This is a genomic window from Kosakonia sp. YIM B13571 (assembly GCF_042788095.1).
GTDB lineage: Bacteria > Pseudomonadota > Gammaproteobacteria > Enterobacterales > Enterobacteriaceae > Kosakonia > Kosakonia quasisacchari.
The window spans coordinates 18,172-37,982 of sequence record NZ_JBHZPL010000015.1 but is presented as its reverse complement, the minus strand read 5'-3'; the positions used below and the strand labels follow the sequence as shown (position 1 = coordinate 37,982).

The following is a 19,811-nucleotide window of genomic DNA, read 5'->3' as shown; positions in this document are numbered from 1 at the left end:
TGCTGATGGCCTTAGAGGTTGTCAGCGACCCGCTGTATCCCCGTCGCGCTGAGTCAGGCTGTTTAATGGTCTGAAACCCAATTTGTTTCTTTGTGTGCCCACCGAACTGTCCGATATTTTTTGCATTGGGAGTCCCGGCTATGCTGAGCGCATTTCAACTGGAAAACAATCGTTTAACCCGCCTTGAGGCTGACGAAATCAAGCACCTCGCCAGCTCTGTTTGGGTTGATTTGGTCGAGCCGGACGATGAAGAACGTACCCGCGTGCAAACGGAATTGGGCCAGAACCTGGCCACCCGACCTGAACTGGAAGACATCGAAGCGTCGGCGCGTTTTTTTGAAGACGAAGACGGCCTGCACATTCACTCCTTCTTCTTTTTTGAAGATGCAGAGGATCACGCAGGAAACTCAACCGTAGCATTCACCATCCGCGAAGGTCGCCTGTTCACCCTGCGTGAACGCGAACTGCCGGCGTTTCGCCTGTATCGTATGCGCGCCCGTAGCCAGGAGATGGTCGACGGCAACGCTTATGAACTGCTGCTGGATCTGTTCGAAACCAAAATTGAGCAGTTGGCGGATGAAATCGAAAACATTTACAGCGATCTGGAAAAGCTGAGCCGCGTCATTATGGAAGGCCAGCAGGGCGACGAGTACGACGACGCGCTTTCGACGCTGGCGGAACAGGAAGATATCGGCTGGAAGGTGCGCCTGTGTCTGATGGATACCCAGCGCGCGTTGAACTTCCTGGTGCGTAAGGCACGTTTACCTGCGGGCCAGCTTGAGCAGGCGCGCGAGATCCTGCGCGATATCGAATCCCTGTTGCCGCACAACGAATCCCTGTTCCAGAAAGTGAACTTTCTGATGCAGGCGGCGATGGGTTTTATCAATATCGAGCAGAACCGCATCATCAAGATCTTCTCGGTGGTATCGGTCGTGTTTCTGCCGCCGACGCTGGTGGCTTCCAGCTACGGCATGAACTTTGAGTTTATGCCCGAACTGCACTGGAGCTTTGGCTACCCTGGCGCAATCATCTTTATGATCCTCGCGGGGCTCGCGCCTTATCTCTACTTCAAGCGACGTAACTGGCTATAAAACAAAAAGGTTCAGCATTGCGCTGAACCTTTTTTATTACAGGCTCCAGTCCTGTTTGCCCTTCACTTTTAGATCGTAATACCAAATATTGGCACGACAGGCGATGACAGCGTTGACCATATAACCCAGGAAGCCAAGGTTAAAAATAAGCGCAACCACGATAACGACAACGTTGATAACTAAAACTAACAGGGCTTTCTTCCACAAGCCAAGGATCAGCAAATAGATAATAGAAAAAAACCAGGCGAAGAAATTGAAAGAGACTTTTATCTTCTGCCCAAAGGTCATTTCTTTATAGGCGTTTTTCCATGCCGGGCTCATCCCCCAAAAAGAGGGGTAGCCATTCTTCTCATAGAATGCGAAACGATACTTCCATTTGTCGCTTAATGACGGGTCGCTTTTATAATCATAAGTGTTGATGTTACTCATTTTCCCCTCCTGAAATAGACACTTGGTCCGTCGAATGAATTTGTTTTAGCTGCGTCGGTGCGAGCATAAAGACGAAAAAGACCAGCACGTCGTAGCCGAAATAGATTCTGATACCTAAGCTCACGCACTCTACATCACTGACAACACCGGTGGCGGCAACCGCCAGCGATGCCAGGTAGACCAGCAGTGAAAGAATGACCACATAGCGGCCTTTTGCGCCGCTATCTCGGCAGCGTTGCGCGTTAATATTTAGCTTTAAATAGGTGTAAAGCAGGAAGCACACCAGCGGCAGAATAGGCAGTTCGGCCACATTAAAGGCGACAATTAAAAAGAGAATATGCAGAAGTAAAAAGATAAGGATATATGGCCCACGCGCGAGGCACGTTTTGCCCGACGGCAAAAAAATCCTGCGGATCATTGTTGATTCATCCTGAATAACATAATGACGAAGGGGCAAACATAGCATTCCATTGCCCATTACGCGATTGAGTAAAACCTTACCTCTAAATTTTTGTAGGTATTGGGGCGGATATTCCGCCCATAAGTGTCATCAGACTTTTTTGCGTAAACCGCGCTGCGTATAAACCGCGTCGAGTACAAAGATAGCCAGCGCAACCCAGATAAAGCCGAAGGTCACCATTTTATCCGCGCCGGGATGTTCGCCGTAAAAAAGCACCGCCAGCACGAACATCAACGTCGGGCCAATGTACTGGAAGAAGCCGAGCGTTGACAGGCGCAGACGCGTTGCCGCACCGGTAAAGCAAAGCAGCGGCACCGTGGTTACGATACCCGCAGCCATTAAGAGCAGATTAAGCGACAGGCTGTTTTGCCCCATATGGCTGGTCGGGCTGTCGGTAATGCCGAACAACCAAATCGCCGCCACCGGCAGTAGCCATAACGTTTCTATCAACATGCCGGTTTGTGCTTCCACCGCAATTTTTTTGCGCAGCAGGCCGTAAAAAGCAAAGCTAAAGGCCAGGCCAAGTGCGATGACCGGCAGCGAGCCAAATGTCCACAGTTGAACCAGCACACCGATAGCTGCCAGCAGCACCGCCAGCCACTGCATGCGACGGAAACGCTCGCCCAAAAACAGCATCCCCAGCAGAATATTCACCAGCGGGTTAATAAAGTAGCCCAGGCTGGCTTCCAGCATATGGTTATGGTTTACCGCCCAGATAAACAGTAACCAGTTTCCCCCCACCAGCACGGCAGAGAGCGCCAGCAGCAGGATCTTTTTCGGCGTTTGCAGCAGGGCTTTCACGCTGCGCCACTGACGGCTCACGCTAATCAACGCCAGCATAAAGAAGAAAGACCAGATCACGCGATGCGTAAGAATTTCGTCGGCCGGAACGAACCAGATCACTTTGAAATAAGCCGGGGCAATGCCCCAAATAAAATAAGCGGCCAGGGCGAGAAGCACGCCCAGCCGCGTCTGTTTTGCATCCATCGGGATAACTCTTAGCTGAAATGAATTCTCATGGTACCCGATTTTGATGGCGGGCTCACCCCACCATGTAGGTGGCGGTCGCGCTGGCGATATAGAGCTGCTCTTCGTTGTGCAACTCTACGCGCGCGACGGCAACTTTATTACCCGCGCGCAGCAAGCTGCTGCTGGCGGTAAAGCGCGTGCCGCGACCTGGTCGCAGATAATCGACGCGTAAATCGATCGTACCCATCCGTGCTAAACGCTGACGCAGCTCCTCTTCGCTAATGGTTTCATGGCGGGTTAACGTGCTGCCCACGCAAACCAGACCAGCAGCAACATCCAGCGCGGAGGCAATCACGCCGCCGTGTAAAATGCTTTGCGCCCAGTTGCCGACCATCATAGGTTGGTTATTGAAACTCAACTGCGCATACTCTTTTTCATAGCGCTCCAGCTCCAGCCCTAACGCACGATTAAATGGCATGTGATAAACGAATATGTCGCCGACCGTTTTCAGGACTTCTTCCGCTGTGAGAACAACTGACATGGCTATCTGATCCGATGAGTTAATGAAATGTTGATATTATGCTTATCGTTTGTTGATTTCCACTTTCGGAACCGATACATGAGCAGTGACTCAATAAATATGTAGAATACTTGCGGGGAAATTCGTCAATTCAACAATATGATTTGGAGCAGCAAACCGATGCGGACCTCTCTGGGTTGGTTTTTCGCAGTGCTTGCACTGCCGTTTATGGCTTACGCACAAGAAGCGACGGTAAAAGAAGTTCATGATGCACCAGCCGTGCGCGGTAGCATCATCGCCAATTTATTACAGGAGCACGACAATCCGTTCACGCTCTATCCTTATGAATCCAACTACGTTATCTACACCGATACCAGCGATATAAACAAAGAAGCGATTCGCTCCTATAACTGGGCAGATAATGCGCGCAAAGATGAAGTGAAGTTCCAGCTCAGCCTGGCGTTCCCTCTCTGGCGCGGGATTTTGGGGCCAAACTCGGTGTTCGGTGGTTCCTACACGCAAAAATCCTGGTGGCAGTTGTCAAACAGCGGAGAGTCTTCTCCATTCCGTGAAACCAACTACGAACCGCAACTGTTTCTCGGTTTCGCTACGGATTACGAGTTTGCTGGCTGGACGCTGCGCGACGTGGAGTTTGGCTTTAACCACGATTCGAACGGGCGTTCCGACCCGACTTCACGCAGCTGGAACCGCGTCTATACGCGCTTGATGGCGCAAAGCGGCAACTGGCTGGTGGAAGTGAAACCCTGGTATGTGGTGGGATCGGTTGATGACAACCCGGATATCACCAAATATATGGGCTATTACCAACTGAAAATTGGTTATCAACTGGGCGATGCGATCCTCAGCGCAAAAGGCCAATATAACTGGAATACCGGCTACGGCGGCGCGGAAATCGGGCTAAGCTATCCTGTTACCAAACACGTGCGCCTTTATACGCAGGTCTACAGCGGGTACGGCGAATCGTTGATTGACTACAATTTCAATCAGACACGTGTCGGCGTGGGCGTGATGCTTAACGATCTGTTTTAAGCATTGCAGTTTCTCTCTCAGGCGCTGAAAATAGCGCCTGTTTTTATTTCAGGTAAACGGGGTCAGAGTGGCACAGGCGGAAGTATTGAATCAGGAGTCGCTGGCGAAACAGGTTTTGCAAGAGACCTTCGGCTACCAGCAATTCCGCCCGGGCCAGCAGGATATTATCGACACCGTACTGAGCGGCCGCGACTGCCTCGTGGTGATGCCAACCGGCGGTGGGAAGTCCCTGTGCTACCAAATCCCGGCGCTGGTGCTAAATGGCCTGACGGTAGTGGTTTCACCGCTCATCTCGCTGATGAAAGATCAGGTCGATCAGCTGCTGGCAAACGGTGTTGCGGCGGCGTGCCTGAACTCTTCCCAGAGCCGTGAACAGCAATTTGACGTTATCAACGGCTGTCGCAACGGCCAGATTCGCCTGCTCTATATCGCCCCCGAGCGCCTGATGCTCGACAACTTCCTCGATCAACTGCGCCAGTGGAACCCGGTGCTGTTGGCCGTTGACGAAGCGCACTGTATTTCCCAGTGGGGGCACGATTTCCGCCCGGAATACGCCGCGCTGGGCCAGTTGCGCCAGATGCTGCCTTCTGTGCCGTTTATGGCGCTGACCGCCACCGCCGATGACACAACCCGCCGCGACATTGAGCGTTTGCTGGGGCTTAACGATCCGCTGATTCAGGTCAGTAGCTTCGACCGCCCGAACATTCGCTATATGCTGATGGAAAAATTTAAGCCGCTCGATCAGCTGCTGCGTTATGTGCAGGAGCAGCGCGGCAAGTGCGGCATCGTTTATTGCAACAGCCGGGCGAAAGTTGAAGACACCGCCGCCCGTTTGCAAAGTCGCGGTTTTAGCGCAGCGGCCTATCATGCCGGGCTGGAAAATGAGGTGCGGGCGCGCGTGCAGGAACAGTTCCAGCGCGACGATTTGCAGATTGTCGTGGCGACAGTCGCGTTTGGGATGGGCATCAACAAGCCTAACGTGCGTTTCGTGGTGCATTTCGACATTCCGCGCAATATCGAATCCTATTATCAGGAAACCGGTCGCGCCGGGCGTGATGGCCTGCCTGCGGAAGCGATGCTGTTTTACGATCCGGCGGATATGGCGTGGCTGCGCCGCTGCCTGGAAGAGAAACCCGCCGGGCCGTTGCAGGATATCGAGCGGCACAAGCTCAATGCGATGGGCGCATTTGCCGAAGCGCAAACCTGCCGCCGTCTGGTGCTGCTTAATTACTTTGGTGAGGGTCGCCAGGAACCCTGCGGTAACTGCGATATTTGCCTCGATCCGCCGCGCCAGTACGACGGCTTACAGGACGCGCAAAAAGCGCTGTCGGCTATTTACCGCGTGAATCAGCGTTTCGGCATGGGTTATGTGGTGGAAGTGCTGCGCGGGGCGAATAACCAGCGCATCCGCGAGTTTGGTCATGACAAATTACCGGTCTACGGTATCGGCCGTGAGCAAAGCCACGAACATTGGGTGAGCGTGATCCGCCAGCTCATTCACCTGGGCTTCGCCACGCAAAACATTGCCCAGCATTCTGCGTTGCAGCTTACTGAAGCGGCGCGCCCGCTGCTGCGTGGTGAAGTGCCGCTGATGCTGGCGGTACCGCGTATGGTGGCGCTGAAACCGAAAGTGATGCAGAAAGCGGCGGTCGGCAACTATGACCGCAAGCTGTTCGCCAAGCTGCGCAAGTTGCGTAAAGCGATTGCCGATGAAGAGAACATTCCGCCTTACGTGGTATTTAACGATGCGACGCTGATTGAAATGGCCGAACAGATGCCGCTATCGCCGGGTGAAATGCTCAGCGTCAACGGTGTGGGAACGCGCAAACTCGAGCGTTTCGGCCAGGAGTTTATGGCATTGATCCGCGCCCATGTGGACGGCGAAGAAGAGTAGTCAGTCTGCGAAAAAAGTGGGAGGATAGTGACCCACTGAACTATTTCCCGCGAGTTATCTATGTTGATGCTATTTCTCACCGTGGCGCTGGTGCATATTGTTGCGCTGATGAGCCCCGGCCCCGACTTCTTCTTCGTGTCACAAACCGCCGTGAGCCGCTCGCGCAAAGAAGCGATGATGGGCGTGCTTGGCATTACCGCCGGTGTGATGATTTGGGCGGGCGTGGCGCTGCTCGGCCTGAATTTGATCCTCGCAAAAATGGCGTGGCTGCATAACATCATTATGGTCGGCGGTGGCCTGTATTTATGCTGGATGGGCTACCAGATGTTGCGCGGCGCGTTGAAAAAAGATCCGCAAAGCAGCGACGCGCCTCAGGTTGAGCTGGCCGCCAGCGGGCGCAGCTTTATCAAAGGGTTACTGACCAATCTCGCCAACCCGAAAGCGATCATTTACTTTGGCTCGGTGTTTTCACTGTTCGTCGGTGATAGCGTGGGCGCTGGCGCGCGCTGGGGTATTTTTATGCTGATTGCGGTGGAAACGTTCGCCTGGTTTACCGTGGTGGCCAGCTTGTTCGCCTTACCGAAAATTCGTCGGGGTTATCAGCGTCTGGCGAAGTGGATTGATGGTTTTGCGGGTGCACTGTTTGCCGGTTTTGGTATCCACCTGATTATTTCCCGCTAAGCAGCACAAGCCGGATAGCAGTTATCCGGCTCTCTTCTCAGGCATGCCTTGCCGATGCCAGCAGCGCGCCAACCAGCATAAACAATGAACCGAACACCTTGTTCAGCGCTTTCATCTGATGCGGGCCTTTAATCCATGCCGCAATACGCTGCGCAAGCGTTGCGTAGCCAATCATCACAATGATATCCACCACAATGGTGGTCACGCCGAGTACTACGTACTGCATCACTTGCGGTTGATGCGGGACAATAAACTGTGGGAACAGGGCGGCGAGAAAAACAATGCTCTTCGGGTTGGTCAGATTCACGAATACGGCGCGCTTAAACAAACGCCCGCGTGATTGGGTCTTCGCCAGTGTGTTGAGATCGATAGCGCCAGCGGAGCGCCACTGCTGGATGCCAAGCCAAATCAGGTAAGCAGCACCCGCCCATTTCAGCACTTCAAAGGCCAGTACCGAGCGCGAAAATAACGTCCCCAAACCGACACCGACCAGCACGATATGAATGCCTAAACCAGCCTGTAGCCCGGCAATCGATGCCGCCGCGCCGCGATAACCGTGGCTGATGGAAGTGGTCATGGTGTTAATTGCGCCAGAACCGGGGGAAAGGCTCAGAATTAAGGATGTCAGCAGGTAAGCGAACCACCATTCGTAGGTCATGAGAAACTCCCTGGATGTCTGTTTTTATGCCACAATACGCTATTGTCAGTGGAATTTGCTATTGGTCACAAAAAAACGATTTTACATGGCTAAAAGGGGCTAAATCCCAATGTTTCGGCAAAAAACGGCATGGGAAACCAGAGAAAAAGCGTTCGCGGCTTTTACCATGGGACCTCTGATGGATTTCTGGCGTTCGCGGGAAGAAGCGGTATTTACCGGCGTGGACAATGTGCCGGTTAGCTTTGTCCGTTTTCGCGCGCAAAGTAACGATCGCGTCATTGTAATTTGTCCCGGCCGTATCGAAAGCTACGTAAAATACGCAGAGCTTGCGTATGACCTGTTCCACCTCGGTTATGACGTGTTGATTATCGATCATCGCGGTCAGGGGCGTTCCGGGCGCATGTTGCCGGATACGCATCGCGGTCATGTGGTGAATTTCAGTGATTATGTCGACGACCTGGCGGCGTTCTGGGATCAGGAAGTGGCCTGCGGGCCGTGGCGCAAACGCTATATTCTTGCTCATTCGATGGGTGGCGCAATTTCCACCTTATTCTTGCAGCGTCATCCGCATGCTTGCGACGCGATTGCTCTGTGCGCGCCCATGTTCGGCATTATCATTCGCCTGCCGGATTGGATGGTGCGCCCGTTACTGAACTGGGCCGAAAGCTATCCGAGCCTTCGCGAAGGTTACGCCATTGGGACCGGAAGCTGGCGTCCGCTGCCGTTCGCGATCAACGTGTTAACTCATAGCCGCGAGCGCTATCGCCGTAATTTGCGTTTTTATGCCGATGAACCCCAGCTTCGCGTTGGCGGACCCACCTGGCACTGGGTACGCGAAGGGATCCTTGCCGGTGAACACGCGCTGGCGGGGGCGGAAAAAGATGCCACGCCGACATTGATTATTCAGGCAGAAGAGGAGCACGTGGTGGATAACCGCATGCACCAACGCTTCTGTGAACGTCGCGCCGCAGCGGGCCACCCTTGTGAAGGGGGGAAACCGCTGGTTATACAAGGCGCGTACCATGAGATCCTTTTTGAAAAGGACGCCATGCGCTCGGTCGCGCTCAACGCCATCGTCGAATTCTTCGACCGGCATAACTGATGAATTATTGAGGTTAAATTTTCTTATGTACCAGGTTGTTGCGTCTGATTTAGATGGCACATTGCTCTCCCCCGATCACACTCTGTCGCCTTTCGCCAAAGAAACGTTAAAACTGCTTACCGCGCGCGGCGTCAATTTCGTCTTCGCCACCGGCCGTCACCATGTTGATGTCGGGCAAATCCGCGACAATCTGGGCATCAAAGCCTACATGATCACCTCCAACGGTGCGCGGGTACACGACACCGACGGCAATCTGGTGTTCACCCACAACCTCGATCGCGATATCGCTACCGATCTTTTCGGTGTGGTGCATAACGAGCCGGATATCATTACCAACGTCTACCGCAATGATGAGTGGTTTATGAACCGCCACCGCCCGGACGAGATGCGTTTCTTCAAGGAAGCAGTGTTCCAGTATTCGCTGTATGAGCCGGGTTTGCTTGAGCCAGAAGGGATCAGCAAAGTTTTTTTCTCCTGCGAAAGCCATGAGAAACTGCTGCCGCTGGAGCAGGCCATTAACGCTCGCTGGGGCGATCGCGTGAACGTCAGTTTCTCTACCTTAACTTGCCTGGAAGTGATGGCGGGCGGCGTGTCGAAAGGCCATGCGCTGGAAGCGGTCGCGGGCGCGCTGGGCTATAGCCTGAAAGAGTGCATTGCCTTTGGTGACGGTATGAACGATGCGGAAATGCTGTCGATGGCGGGCAAAGGTTGCATTATGGGCAACGCCCACCAGCGCCTGAAAGAGCTGCACCCGGAACTGGAAGTGATCGGTACCAATGCCGAGAACGCGGTGCCGAATTACCTGCGTAAGCTGTTTCTCGAATAAGATTGACAAGTGGCTTTAAAATAACCACTCGTCAACTAAATACTCAAACTTTGCGCAACTGAGTTCGCTACAATGCCTGTCCACTCATCGGAGAGACAATCATTGTGGCGTTACTCATCATCACCACTATTTTGTGGGCTTTCTCTTTTAGCCTGATTGGCGAATACCTTGCTGGCCATGTCGACAGCTACTTCTCCGTGCTGATGCGCGTGGGGCTGGCGGCGCTGGTCTTTTTACCGTTCCTGCGCACGCGCGGGCATAACCTGAAAACCATTGGCCTGTACATGCTGGTGGGTGCGCTGCAATTGGGCATTATGTACCTGTTCAGCTTCCAGGCTTATCTCTATCTGACGGTGTCTGAATTCCTGCTATTTACTGTCTTCACACCGCTGTATGTCACCCTGATTTACGATCTGCTCAGCAAGCGCGGGCTGCGCTGGAGCTATGCGCTGAGCGCCGGGCTGGCGGTGATTGGTGCGGCGATTATTCGCTACGACAAAGTGAGCGATCACTTCTGGATTGGCCTGATTCTGGTACAGCTGGCGAATATTAGCTTTGCCATCGGTATGGTTGGCTATAAACGCCTGATGGAGACGCGGCCAATGCCGCAGCACAACGCGTTTGCCTGGTTTTATCTTGGCGCATTCGTGGTCGCCATGGTGGCGTGGTTTGTGATGGGCAACCCGCAGAAACTGCCGACCACAACGCTGCAATGGAGCGTGCTGGTATGGCTTGGCGTGGTGGCATCCGGGCTGGGTTACTTTATGTGGAACTACGGCGCAACACAGGTGGACGCCGGAACACTCGGTATCATGAACAATGTGCATGTTCCCGCCGGGTTACTGGTTAACCTCGCTATCTGGCAGGAACAACCGCACTGGCCGAGCTTTATTATTGGTGGTTCGGTGATAATGGCCTCGTTGTGGGTACATCGCCGTTGGGTCGCTCCGCGCTCCGCACAAACGGCAGATGGTCGCAAGCGTGGTTCCGCGCTGAGCGAATAAACGCTTCCGTTACTGGCTGACGCTGCTCGCCGTCGCGCACGGCGGCATACAGCCGGCTCCACAATCCTTCGCCCAGGGTTTTGGTCACGACCAGACCCTGGCGTTCAAAACTCTCCACCACCCAGTGCGGCAGCGCCGCAATGCCCATACGCGCGGCAACCATCTGAATCAGCAGCAGCGTGTTATCGACGCTTTTCAGCGACGGGCTCACGCCCGCCGGTTGCAGGAAGTGACGCCAGATATCCAGGCGGCTGCGCTGCACCGGGTAGATCAGCAGCGTTTCGCTGGCGATATCGTCCGGCGTGATGCGCGCTTTCGCCGCCAGCGGATGATCAGGCGCCAGCACCAGCCGCACCTCAAAATCAAACATCGGCGAATAGTGCAGGCCGCTGCGCGGCAGAATGTCGGAAGTCATCACCAGATCCAGCTCGCCCTGTTGCAGCGCGGGTTGCGGATCAAACGTGACGCCGGATTTGAAATCCATCTCCACTTGCGGCCAATTTTGGCGAAAGTTCTCCAGCGCGGGTGTCAGCCACTGAATACAGCTATGGCATTCAATGGCGATGCGCAGCGTGGCTTGCTGCGGCTCATTGCAGGCCTGCAATGCGCGGCTAATCTGCGGCAGCACCTGATTCGCCAGTTGCAGCAAAATCTCACCCTGCGGCGTAAAGCGCAGCGGTTGGCTTTTACGCACAAACAGACGAAAGCCAAGGCGCTGTTCCAGATCGCTGAACTGGTGGGAAAGCGCGGACTGCGTTTGATGCAGCGTTGCCGCCGCTGCCGCCAGCGACCCGCTGTTTCGTAACGCTTGCAGCGTTTTCAGGTGTTTAATTTCGATCATGAAAGTCCTTCACTCCGGCATGAACATTTTGCGCTTGAGGAATATACAGTACTTGCGAATTATAGATGTGTAAACATCTGGACGTCTAAAAATCCTGCGTCTTTCGAATTAATGGTGCGTTGGCTGCGCTCATGCACCCCAGTCACTTACTTCAGTAAGCTCCTGGGGATTCATGAACTTGCCGCCTTCCCTTAATCCGAAATCCTTTGGATTAACCCAATTGAAGAGGCTAAAAATGACAATTCTTAACCACACCCTCGGTTTCCCTCGCGTTGGCCTGCGTCGCGAGTTGAAAAAAGCGCAAGAGAGTTACTGGGCGGGCAATTCCACCCGTGAAGAGTTGCTGGCGGTGGGGCGCGAGCTGCGCGCCCGTCACTGGGAGCAGCAAAAAGAGGCCGGTATTGATCTGCTGCCGGTGGGCGATTTCGCCTGGTACGACCATGTTCTGACCACCAGCCTGCTGCTGGGCAATGTGCCGGCTCGTCATCAGAACAAAGACGGCTCGGTGGATATCGACACCCTGTTCCGCATTGGTCGCGGTCGTGCGCCAACCGGCGAACCCGCGGCAGCGGCGGAAATGACCAAATGGTTCAACACCAACTACCACTACATGGTGCCGGAGTTCAGCAAAGGCCAGCAATTCAAACTTACCTGGACGCAACTGCTTGACGAAGTGGACGAAGCGCTGGCGCTGGGCCACAAGGTGAAACCTGTCCTGCTCGGACCGGTCACTTACCTGTGGCTGGGCAAAGTGAAAGGCGAACAGTTCGATCGTTTAAGCCTGCTGAATGACATCCTGCCGGTTTATCAGCAGGTGCTCGCTGAGCTGGCAAAACGCGATATCGAATGGGTACAAATCGACGAACCGGCGCTGGTGCTGGAACTGCCGCAAGCCTGGCGGGATGCGTTTAAACCGGCTTACGACGCGCTTTCCGGCCAGGTGAAACTGCTGCTGACCACCTATTTTGAAGGCGTGACGCCGAACCTTGATGTAATTGCCGCGCTGCCGGTTCAAGGGCTGCATGTTGATTTCGTACACGGCAAGGATAACGTTGCCGAACTGCACTCGCGTCTGCCTGCTGACTGGCTGCTTTCTGCCGGTCTGGTGAATGGTCGTAACGTCTGGCGTGCCGATCTGACCGAGAAATATGCGCAAATCAACGAAGTGGTCGGTAAACGTCCGCTGTGGGTCGCCTCTTCTTGTTCTTTGCTGCACAGCCCGATCGATCTGAGTGTTGAAACGCGTCTGGATGCGGAAGTGAAAAGCTGGTTCGCCTTCGCCCTGCAAAAATGCCAGGAGCTGGCGCTGCTGCGCGATGCGCTGAACAGCGGTAAAACGGAAAAACTGGTGGAATGGAGCGCGCCGATTCAGGCACGTCGCCACTCTACTCGCGTCCACAACACGGCGGTGGCGCAGCGTTTGGCGGCGATCACCGCCCAGGACAGCCAGCGCAACAGCCCGTACGCCGAGCGAGCGAAAGCCCAGCGTGCGCGTTTTAACCTGCCCGCCTGGCCAACCACCACCATTGGGTCATTCCCGCAGACCACTGAAATCCGTGGCCTGCGCCTGGACTTCAAAAAAGGCAATCTCGACGCGAGCAACTACCGCACCGGTATCGCCGAACATATCAAACAGGCGATTGTCGAGCAGGAGCGGCTGGGTCTGGACGTGCTGGTGCATGGCGAAGCCGAGCGTAATGACATGGTGGAGTATTTCGGTGAAAACCTCGACGGCTTCGTCTTTACACAAAATGGCTGGGTGCAGAGTTATGGTTCCCGCTGCGTGAAACCGCCGGTAGTTATCGGCGACGTCAGCCGCCCGGAAGCGATTACCGTGGAGTGGGCGAAGTACGCGCAGTCGCTGACCGATAAACCAGTGAAAGGCATGTTGACCGGCCCGGTCACTATTCTTTGCTGGTCTTTCCCGCGCGAAGATGTGAGCCGCGAAACCATCGCCAAACAAATTGCGCTGGCATTGCGTGATGAAGTGGCGGATCTGGAAGCGGCAGGGATTGGCATTATCCAGATTGATGAACCGGCACTGCGCGAAGGCTTACCGCTGCGTCGCAGCGACTGGGATGCTTATCTTGCATGGGGCGTGGAAGCGTTCCGCATCAACGCGGCGGTGGCGAAAGATGACACGCAGATCCACACCCATATGTGTTACTGCGAGTTCAACGACATCATGGATTCTATCGCTGCGCTGGATGCCGATGTGATCACCATTGAAACCTCGCGTTCGGATATGGAACTGCTGGAGTCATTCGAAGAGTTTGAGTACCCGAACGAAATTGGCCCTGGCGTGTACGACATTCACTCGCCGAATGTCCCGAGTGTTGAGTGGATTGAAGCGCTGTTGCAGAAAGCGGCGCAGCGTATCCCGGCGCAACGCCTGTGGGTGAACCCGGACTGCGGCCTGAAAACCCGCGGCTGGCCGGAAACCCGTAGCGCGCTGGCGAACATGGTGAAAGCCGCGCAGAACCTGCGCCAACAGTAAATCTTACCGCGCCGCCCGGTGTGAAACCGGCGGCGCATCATCCCTCTGTAACAAGCCAACATCGCTTCGGTAACATTTTTGTCAAACTCCCTTGTTTTAATCGTCGCAACGAAAATACAGGGGACTGAACCATGAGTAAAAAAAGTGCGCTGGCGGCAGTATTGCTGACCATCATCAGTACGTCGGCTTTCGCCAAATCCACACTGACGCTCTATACCAGCCAGCCCAATGACGATGCGCAGATGACCGTTAGCGCCTTTGAAAAAGCGCACCCGGACATTGAAGTGAAATGGATCCGCGACGGAACCACCAAGCTGACCGCGCGCTTGCAGGCAGAGTTAGCCGCCGGTGGTGCTGCCCCGGACGTGCTGCTGATTGCCGACAGCGTGACTATGGAATCCCTGAAACAGCAAAATTTGCTGGCACCGTATAAATCACCGCAAGCCGCGCGCTTCGATGCACAGTTATATGACAAAGACGGCTACTACTACGGCACCAAACTGATCACCACCGGTATTGCTTATCACAGCAAAGCCCCGGTCAAACCGACCTCCTGGCAGGATCTGCTCAAACCGGAGCTGAAAAACATGACCACGCTGCCCAGCCCGCTCTACTCCGGTGCCGCACAGATCCACCAGGCGACGCTGATGAACGATCCGGCGCTCGGCTGGCACTATTACGAGAAATTGAAAGAGAATGGTGCGATGCCGCAAAGCGGTAACGGCGCGGTGATGAGCGCGATTGCCTCTGGCAGCAAAGCCTACGGCGTGCTGGTGGATTACATGGCGATTCGTGAAAAAGCCAAAGGCGCACCGATTGAGTTTGTGTTTCCGAAAGAGGGCGTCAGCATTGTTACCGAACCGGTAGCGATGATGAAGAACGCGAAGAACCCGCAGGCGGCGAAAGTGTTTATCGACTTTGTGCTCTCGGATGAGGGGCAAAAACTGGTGCTCCAGCAGGGCTATCTGCCCGCCGATGCCAGTTTGCCGGTTCCGGCCGGATTCCCGCCGCGTGACAGTATCAAGCTGATGCCGTTTGATGCAGCAAAAGCGTTGGCCGAGACGGAAGCCAATAAAAAGCGCTTTGCTGACCTGTTCGGAAACCGCTAACCGATGAGCAGTATGACGCTGCGCCAGCACGCCAGCGGCGGCCCGGCAAAAGGGCTGCTCTGGCTGTTATTGTTTCTCGTTGCGCTACTGAGCCTGCTGCCCAGCCTGCGGTTGCTGTTCTCTGCGCTGGTGGATGGGCGCCACGGCAGCGACAGCAGTTTGTGGCGCGTGATGAGCAACCCTTCCACCTGGCTTGCGCTGTGGCACAGCCTGTATACCAGTGGGCTGGGCACGTTATTGCCACTGCTGCTGGGCAGCCTGTTTGCTTTTTGCCTGGCGCTGACCAACATCCGCCTCAAACAGGTTTGGGTGTTTCTGTTCATGCTGCCGATGATGATCCCGCCGCAGGTTACCGCGCTAAGCTGGCTGCAACTTTTCGGGCCAGGCAGCATTCTGCTCAATAGCATTGGCCTTGCGCCAGGGTTTGGCAGTAGCAACCCGCTCTATTCGGCGGAAGGCATTGCGTTGTTACTCGGTATTCAGCATGCACCGCTGGTGTTTCTGGCGCTGCGCACGCAGCTACAGTGTTTGCCAAAAGAGCATATTGAAGCCGCCCGGCTGCACGGCGCATCGCTGTGGCGAGTGTTCTTCGATATTGTGCTGCCGCTGTGTCGCACCGCGCTGTGGGCTGGTGCGGCGATCGCGTTTGTTTCGGCGCTGGGAAACTTCGGTATTCCGGCGATGTTGGGCATCCCGATTTCCTATTTTGTACTGCCTGTGTATATCTATCAGACGCTTTCCAGCTTTGGCCCGGCGATGCTGAACGACGTGGCCGCGCTGTCGGTGCTGATGGGGATGCTGGCGATTGGTATTGTCACGCTGCAAGGCCACATGCAGCGGCGTTATGCGCTACCACTGATTGGAATGGCGGGGCGCGCGCTGGGTTTTACGCTCGGTAAATGGCGGCTGGCGGTAGAGTTGTTATTGGGGGCGGTGCTGTGTGCCATCCTGCTTGCGCCGCTGCTGGCGCTGATTACCACCTCGTTGGTGCCGACGCTTGGCGTATCGCTGAACAGTGAAACCCTTACTTTTGCCGCCTGGCACGGCATCTTTGATGCACAAAGCGCGACATTACGCGCGCTCAGTAACAGCCTGTTTTTATCGATCTCAGCGGCCGTGGTGTTGATGTTGCTGAGCCTGCCGCTGGCGTGGCTGCTGGTGCGTTACCCGAGTCGGCCGTTGCGCTGGCTGTATTTAATTATCGACATTCCCTATACCTTGCCCGGCGTGGTACTGGCGATTGCCTGCATTCTGCTGTTTGCCCGACCATTGCCGCTGATAGATGTCAGCTTTAGCGGCACGCTGAGCATTATCTTTTTCGCCTACCTCGCTCGTTTTCTCACGGTTTGCCTGAAGCCAGTGCACAGCAGCATGCTGCAACTGGATCCCGCAATGGAAGAAGCCGCCAGCCTGGCCGGGGCGAATTTTTCCCAGCGGCTGCGTCATATTGTGCTGCCATTACTGGCACCTGCGGCGTTTGCCGGGGCGTTGCTGGTATTTCTTACGGCGGTGAATGAACTGACCGTCTCGGCGCTGCTGTGGAGCGCCGGCAAAGAGACGCTGGGCGTGGTGATTTTTAACCTTGATGAGAGCGGTGACAAGGTGCTGGCTTCGGCGCTTTCCGTGCTGGTTGTCGCACTGGTGGCGCTGGTGATGCTGCTGCTCAGCGCGCTTGGCCGCTATTTACCGAAAGGAGTGATCCCTTGGCAGAGCTGAGACTGGAACATCTAAGCAAAGCGTTTGCCGATCAGATGGTGGTGCGGGATCTCAATCTGACCATTCCGCAGGGGGCGTTTACCGCCCTGTTGGGGCCAAGTGGCTGCGGCAAAACCACCACGCTGCGAATTCTTGCCGGGCTTGAGACATTGAGCGAAGGGCGCTTATGGCTGGGTAACCGCCTTCTTGCAGATAACACGTTGCATACGCCGCCGGAGCAGCGCGATATGGGGATGGTCTTTCAGTCTTACGCGCTGTGGCCGCATATGACGGTTGCCGAGAACGTTGGCTACCCGTTAAAGCTGCGCAACGTGAACGGCGCGGCCCGTCATAAACAAGTGATGGACGCGCTGGAGGTGGTCGAACTGGGTGCTTACGCCGCACGTTCGCCGCAAGCATTAAGCGGCGGTCAGCGGCAGCGCGTGGCGCTGGCGCGCTGTCTGGTCGCAGAACCACAAGTGGTGCTGCTCGATGAACCGCTGGCAAACCTCGACCGCCATCTGCGCGCCACCATGGAACAGACATTCCGTGATTTTCACCGCCGCACTGGCGCGACGTTTGTCTATGTCACCCATGACCAGGCGGAAGCGATGGCGCTCGCCAGCCATATCGCGGTAATGCACCAGGGTGAACTGATGCAGTGGGGCGCACCGCAAGCGCTGTATCAGCAGCCGAAGAATGGTTGGGTGGCGCGTTTTATTGGTAAGGGGAGTGTGCTGATGCTGGCGACGCCCGCCGGGGTACAGCAACTGGATGGCGCGCAAATGCATGCTGGGTTGGCGCATACTGGCGCAGCTTCCCACCAGCCGGTGCTGGTTCGCCCCGAGCATGTGCAGGTAACGCGTGATGGTCTGAGCGCTGAGGTGCAAAGCTGCATTTATCAGGGCGAGCGCTATTTGCTTGATTTACGCCTGCGTGATGGGCAAACGCTGAGTGCGTTTCATCATGCACCGCTGCAACGCAAACAGGCAGTTGCGGTACGTTTGATGCAGGGCTGGCGTCTGGGCGCAGCGTGAAGTGCGCCGGGCATTTACCCCGGCGCAAAACGTCACTTTTTACTGTACTGCGCAAACCATGCCAGCATCCGTTGCCAGCCATCGGCGGCGGATTCTGCGTGATAGCTTGGACGATAGTCCGCATTAAACGCGTGACCTGCTTCGGGGTAGACGATGATTTCCGCTTTGGCGTTGGCGGCTCTGAGCGCCTGGCGCATGGTTTCCACACTCTCCAGCGGAATGCCGGTATCCTGAGCGCCATATAAACCAAGCACCGGCGCGGTAAGTTCAGTGGCAATATCCACCGGGTGATGCGGAGAATTGAGCGATTTCTCCCCGACCAGTTTGCCATACCAGGCGACAGCGGCTTTCAACTGCGGATTGTGCGCAGCATACAGCCAGGCGATGCGCCCGCCCCAGCAAAAACCGGTCACCAATAACTGATGCGCGTTCCCGCCGTTACGCGCCGCCCAACTGGCGACGTGATCCAAATCGGCAAGCACTTGCGCATCCGGTACTTTGCTTACCAGGCCGCTCAGCAGAGTTTGAATGTCGGCGAAATCATTGGGATCGCCCTGGCGAAAATAGAGCTCCGGTGCGATGGCGAGATAGCCTTCCAGTGCCAGCCGGCGGCACAGATCGCGAATATGCTCATGCACGCCGAAAATTTCTTGTATCACAATGACAATCGGCAGTGGGCCTTCGGCATTTTTCGGTCGGGCGTGAAAAGCGGGCATGTTCTCGCCCTGCGTTGGAATAGACGTTTCGCCCGCGATTAAGGCGTCTTCCGGCGTGTGAACAATAGTTGAAGCAAGAGGTGAAGCCGCAGGTGCAAAGCCTGGTGTGTTGTTGGTTGTCATGGCATTCTCCATACCTTTTTTAGCGCTTCAATAACTATAGTCGGGAAGAGTTGCCGCGCGCGCAAATCACCGTGCCGTAGACTATCTTTGCTGCTGAGTTGTGGGATGCGTCGTGTTAGTGTGATGTAAGTCACTAATTTATGGAAATGAAATGCAATCAGTTTCATTCATGGTGATGTCAGTCACGAAATTATGTCCGTGCCTTCTGTAAAGTATCTTTTTGCCTCTACTGATAAAACCGACCACAGAGGAGTCTGTTATGTCCAAGTCTGATGTTTTTCATCTCGGCCTCACCAAAAACGATTTACAAGGGGCTACGCTGGCCATCGTCCCTGGCGATCCGGAGCGTGTGGAAAAGATCGCCGCGCTGATGGATAAGCCGGTCAAACTGGCCTCCCACCGCGAATTTACCAGCTGGCGCGCAGAGCTGGATGGCAAACCGGTTATCGTTTGTTCCACCGGCATCGGCGGCCCGTCAACCTCTATCGCCGTAGAAGAACTGGCGCAGCTTGGCATCCGCACTTTCCTGCGCGTGGGCACCACCGGTGCGATTCAGCCGCACATTAATGTTGGCGACGTGCTGATCACCACTGCGTCCGTGCGCCTTGACGGCGCGAGCCTGCACTTTGCACCGATGGAGTACCCGGCGGTGGCGGATTTTGAGTGCACTACCGCGCTGGTTGCCGCAGCGGATGCGATTGGCGCGACGAAACACATCGGCGTTACCGCCTCTTCTGACACCTTCTATCCAGGCCAGGAGCGTTACGACACCTTCTCTGGTCGCGTGGTGAGCCGCTTTAAAGGTTCCATGGAAGAGTGGCAGTCCATGGGCGTGATGAACTATGAAATGGAATCCGCCACGCTGCTGACCATGTGTGCAAGCCAGGGACTGCGTGCCGGCATGGTTGCTGGTGTGATTGTAAACCGCACCCAGCAAGAGATCCCGAATGCGGAAACCATGAAGCAGACCGAAAGCCACGCGGTGAAAATCGTGGTGGAAGCTGCGCGTCGTCTTCTGTAATTCGCCTTCCCGTTTGCAAAGGCCGACGCGTTCGGCCTTTTCTTTTTGCGTACTGCTTCGCAGGAAAACCCCTTCCAAACTGGACGTT

The 19,811-nt window shown here is 55.3% G+C and carries 19 protein-coding genes; 12 read left to right on the top strand and 7 right to left on the bottom strand.

The genetic code is table 11. The annotated features are described in order from the left end of the window. Positions 1-140: 140 nt before the first annotated feature. Complete coding sequence (corA, locus tag ACFX4O_RS22490; RefSeq protein WP_017459737.1) at positions 141-1,091, top strand: magnesium/cobalt transporter CorA; 951 nt, start codon at positions 141-143, stop codon at positions 1,089-1,091. Between the two features lie 36 nt (positions 1,092-1,127). Here corA and ACFX4O_RS22485 read toward each other — a convergent pair whose 3' ends face one another. From ACFX4O_RS22485 to yigI, 4 genes are all read right to left on the bottom strand, one after another. Then, on the bottom strand, positions 1,128-1,520 hold the full coding sequence (locus tag ACFX4O_RS22485; protein ID WP_380211358.1) for a DUF2628 domain-containing protein: 393 nt from the start codon (positions 1,518-1,520) through the stop codon (positions 1,128-1,130). Further along, the gene (locus tag ACFX4O_RS22480; protein WP_380211356.1) at positions 1,513-1,938 is read right to left on the bottom strand and encodes a hypothetical protein; all 426 of its coding nucleotides are present in this window, start codon (positions 1,936-1,938) and stop codon (positions 1,513-1,515) included. The genes ACFX4O_RS22485 and ACFX4O_RS22480 overlap by 8 nt, the downstream gene beginning before the upstream one ends. Positions 1,939-2,070: 132 nt before the next feature. Beyond that, positions 2,071-2,967 (bottom strand): EamA family transporter RarD, encoded by an 897-nt coding sequence (rarD, locus tag ACFX4O_RS22475; RefSeq protein ID WP_131412615.1) that lies wholly within the window; start codon positions 2,965-2,967, stop codon positions 2,071-2,073. Between the two features lie 55 nt (positions 2,968-3,022). After that, positions 3,023-3,490, bottom strand: a complete 468-nt coding sequence (yigI, locus tag ACFX4O_RS22470) for an acyl-CoA thioesterase YigI (protein WP_380211354.1) — start codon at positions 3,488-3,490, stop codon at positions 3,023-3,025. Between the two features lie 159 nt (positions 3,491-3,649). Between yigI and pldA the strand changes: the two genes are divergently transcribed. From pldA to rhtC, 3 genes are all read left to right on the top strand, one after another. Then, positions 3,650-4,519 carry a phospholipase A gene (gene pldA / locus ACFX4O_RS22465; RefSeq protein WP_131412613.1) on the top strand — a complete coding sequence of 290 codons (870 nt, stop codon included), beginning with the start codon at positions 3,650-3,652 and terminating at the stop codon, positions 4,517-4,519. 67 nt (positions 4,520-4,586) lie between these two features. Continuing rightward, complete coding sequence (gene recQ, locus ACFX4O_RS22460; protein WP_380211352.1) at positions 4,587-6,413, top strand: ATP-dependent DNA helicase RecQ; 1,827 nt, start codon at positions 4,587-4,589, stop codon at positions 6,411-6,413. Positions 6,414-6,473: 60 nt separating this feature from the next. Continuing rightward, positions 6,474-7,094 (top strand): threonine export protein RhtC, encoded by a 621-nt coding sequence (rhtC, locus tag ACFX4O_RS22455; RefSeq protein WP_131412609.1) that lies wholly within the window; start codon positions 6,474-6,476, stop codon positions 7,092-7,094. Between the two features lie 37 nt (positions 7,095-7,131). Here the strand turns inward: rhtC and rhtB are convergent, their stop codons facing one another. Continuing rightward, positions 7,132-7,752, bottom strand: a complete 621-nt coding sequence (gene rhtB, locus ACFX4O_RS22450; RefSeq protein WP_131412607.1) for a homoserine/homoserine lactone efflux protein — start codon at positions 7,750-7,752, stop codon at positions 7,132-7,134. Between the two features lie 109 nt (positions 7,753-7,861). Here rhtB and pldB point away from each other — a divergent pair, with 109 nt between their 5' ends. The 3 genes from pldB to ACFX4O_RS22435 all read left to right on the top strand — a co-directional run bounded on the left by pldB (position 7,862) and on the right by ACFX4O_RS22435 (position 10,684). After that, positions 7,862-8,854 (top strand): lysophospholipase L2, encoded by a 993-nt coding sequence (gene pldB / locus ACFX4O_RS22445; RefSeq protein WP_131412605.1) that lies wholly within the window; start codon positions 7,862-7,864, stop codon positions 8,852-8,854. A 25-nt stretch (positions 8,855-8,879) separates the two neighbouring features. Further along, on the top strand, positions 8,880-9,680 hold the full coding sequence (gene yigL / locus ACFX4O_RS22440; RefSeq protein ID WP_131412603.1) for a sugar/pyridoxal phosphate phosphatase YigL: 801 nt from the start codon (positions 8,880-8,882) through the stop codon (positions 9,678-9,680). A 104-nt stretch (positions 9,681-9,784) separates the two neighbouring features. Continuing rightward, positions 9,785-10,684: a carboxylate/amino acid/amine transporter gene (locus ACFX4O_RS22435; protein ID WP_380211349.1), complete on the top strand. Its 900-nt coding sequence runs from the start codon at positions 9,785-9,787 to the stop codon at positions 10,682-10,684. On the opposite strand, the gene metR is transcribed toward ACFX4O_RS22435, so the two are convergent. Next, positions 10,572-11,525 carry an HTH-type transcriptional regulator MetR gene (metR, locus tag ACFX4O_RS22430; protein WP_131412599.1) on the bottom strand — a complete coding sequence of 318 codons (954 nt, stop codon included), beginning with the start codon at positions 11,523-11,525 and terminating at the stop codon, positions 10,572-10,574. The genes ACFX4O_RS22435 and metR overlap by 113 nt on opposite strands. 235 nt (positions 11,526-11,760) lie before the next feature. Here metR and metE point away from each other — a divergent pair, with 235 nt between their 5' ends. The 4 genes from metE (at position 11,761) to ACFX4O_RS22410 (ending at position 17,863) form a co-directional block, all read left to right on the top strand. Further along, the gene (metE, locus tag ACFX4O_RS22425; protein ID WP_380211347.1) at positions 11,761-14,022 is read left to right on the top strand and encodes a 5-methyltetrahydropteroyltriglutamate--homocysteine S-methyltransferase; all 2,262 of its coding nucleotides are present in this window, start codon (positions 11,761-11,763) and stop codon (positions 14,020-14,022) included. 131 nt (positions 14,023-14,153) lie between these two features. Continuing rightward, positions 14,154-15,131 (top strand): ABC transporter substrate-binding protein, encoded by a 978-nt coding sequence (locus ACFX4O_RS22420; protein WP_380211345.1) that lies wholly within the window; start codon positions 14,154-14,156, stop codon positions 15,129-15,131. A 3-nt stretch (positions 15,132-15,134) separates the two neighbouring features. Beyond that, positions 15,135-16,847: an ABC transporter permease gene (locus ACFX4O_RS22415; RefSeq protein WP_380211344.1), complete on the top strand. Its 1,713-nt coding sequence runs from the start codon at positions 15,135-15,137 to the stop codon at positions 16,845-16,847. Further along, the gene (locus ACFX4O_RS22410; RefSeq protein ID WP_380211342.1) at positions 16,835-17,863 is read left to right on the top strand and encodes an ABC transporter ATP-binding protein; all 1,029 of its coding nucleotides are present in this window, start codon (positions 16,835-16,837) and stop codon (positions 17,861-17,863) included. Before ACFX4O_RS22415 ends, ACFX4O_RS22410 begins: the two co-directional genes overlap by 13 nt. 32 nt (positions 17,864-17,895) lie before the next feature. Here the strand turns inward: ACFX4O_RS22410 and ACFX4O_RS22405 are convergent, their stop codons facing one another. Beyond that, a complete protein-coding gene (locus ACFX4O_RS22405) occupies positions 17,896-18,702 on the bottom strand; it encodes a dienelactone hydrolase family protein (RefSeq protein ID WP_131412589.1) in 807 nt (268 codons plus the stop codon). A 259-nt stretch (positions 18,703-18,961) separates the two neighbouring features. Between ACFX4O_RS22405 and udp the strand changes: the two genes are divergently transcribed. Continuing rightward, entirely contained in the window at positions 18,962-19,723 is a 762-nt protein-coding gene (gene udp, locus ACFX4O_RS22400; RefSeq protein WP_020456036.1) for a uridine phosphorylase, read from the top strand. The last annotated feature ends 88 nt before the right edge of the window (positions 19,724-19,811 follow it).

Excerpts from the sequence above, each read along its gene's own strand:
- metR (WP_131412599.1), bottom strand. The coding sequence starts at position 11,525 with ATGATCGAAATTAAACACCTGAAAACGCTGCAAGCGTTACGAAACAGC.
- ACFX4O_RS22480 (WP_380211356.1), bottom strand. The coding sequence starts at position 1,938 with ATGATCCGCAGGATTTTTTTGCCGTCGGGCAAAACGTGCCTCGCGCGT.
- corA (WP_017459737.1), top strand. The coding sequence starts at position 141 with ATGCTGAGCGCATTTCAACTGGAAAACAATCGTTTAACCCGCCTTGAG.
- ACFX4O_RS22420 (WP_380211345.1), top strand. The coding sequence starts at position 14,154 with ATGAGTAAAAAAAGTGCGCTGGCGGCAGTATTGCTGACCATCATCAGT.
- rhtC (WP_131412609.1), top strand. The coding sequence starts at position 6,474 with ATGTTGATGCTATTTCTCACCGTGGCGCTGGTGCATATTGTTGCGCTG.
- rhtB (WP_131412607.1), bottom strand. The coding sequence starts at position 7,752 with ATGACCTACGAATGGTGGTTCGCTTACCTGCTGACATCCTTAATTCTG.
- metE (WP_380211347.1), top strand. The coding sequence starts at position 11,761 with ATGACAATTCTTAACCACACCCTCGGTTTCCCTCGCGTTGGCCTGCGT.
- pldA (WP_131412613.1), top strand. The coding sequence starts at position 3,650 with ATGCGGACCTCTCTGGGTTGGTTTTTCGCAGTGCTTGCACTGCCGTTT.
- ACFX4O_RS22485 (WP_380211358.1), bottom strand. The coding sequence starts at position 1,520 with ATGAGTAACATCAACACTTATGATTATAAAAGCGACCCGTCATTAAGC.
- yigL (WP_131412603.1), top strand. The coding sequence starts at position 8,880 with ATGTACCAGGTTGTTGCGTCTGATTTAGATGGCACATTGCTCTCCCCC.
- ACFX4O_RS22415 (WP_380211344.1), top strand. The coding sequence starts at position 15,135 with ATGAGCAGTATGACGCTGCGCCAGCACGCCAGCGGCGGCCCGGCAAAA.
- udp (WP_020456036.1), top strand. The coding sequence starts at position 18,962 with ATGTCCAAGTCTGATGTTTTTCATCTCGGCCTCACCAAAAACGATTTA.
- rarD (WP_131412615.1), bottom strand. The coding sequence starts at position 2,967 with ATGGATGCAAAACAGACGCGGCTGGGCGTGCTTCTCGCCCTGGCCGCT.
- yigI (WP_380211354.1), bottom strand. The coding sequence starts at position 3,490 with ATGTCAGTTGTTCTCACAGCGGAAGAAGTCCTGAAAACGGTCGGCGAC.
- ACFX4O_RS22405 (WP_131412589.1), bottom strand. The coding sequence starts at position 18,702 with ATGACAACCAACAACACACCAGGCTTTGCACCTGCGGCTTCACCTCTT.
- pldB (WP_131412605.1), top strand. The coding sequence starts at position 7,862 with ATGTTTCGGCAAAAAACGGCATGGGAAACCAGAGAAAAAGCGTTCGCG.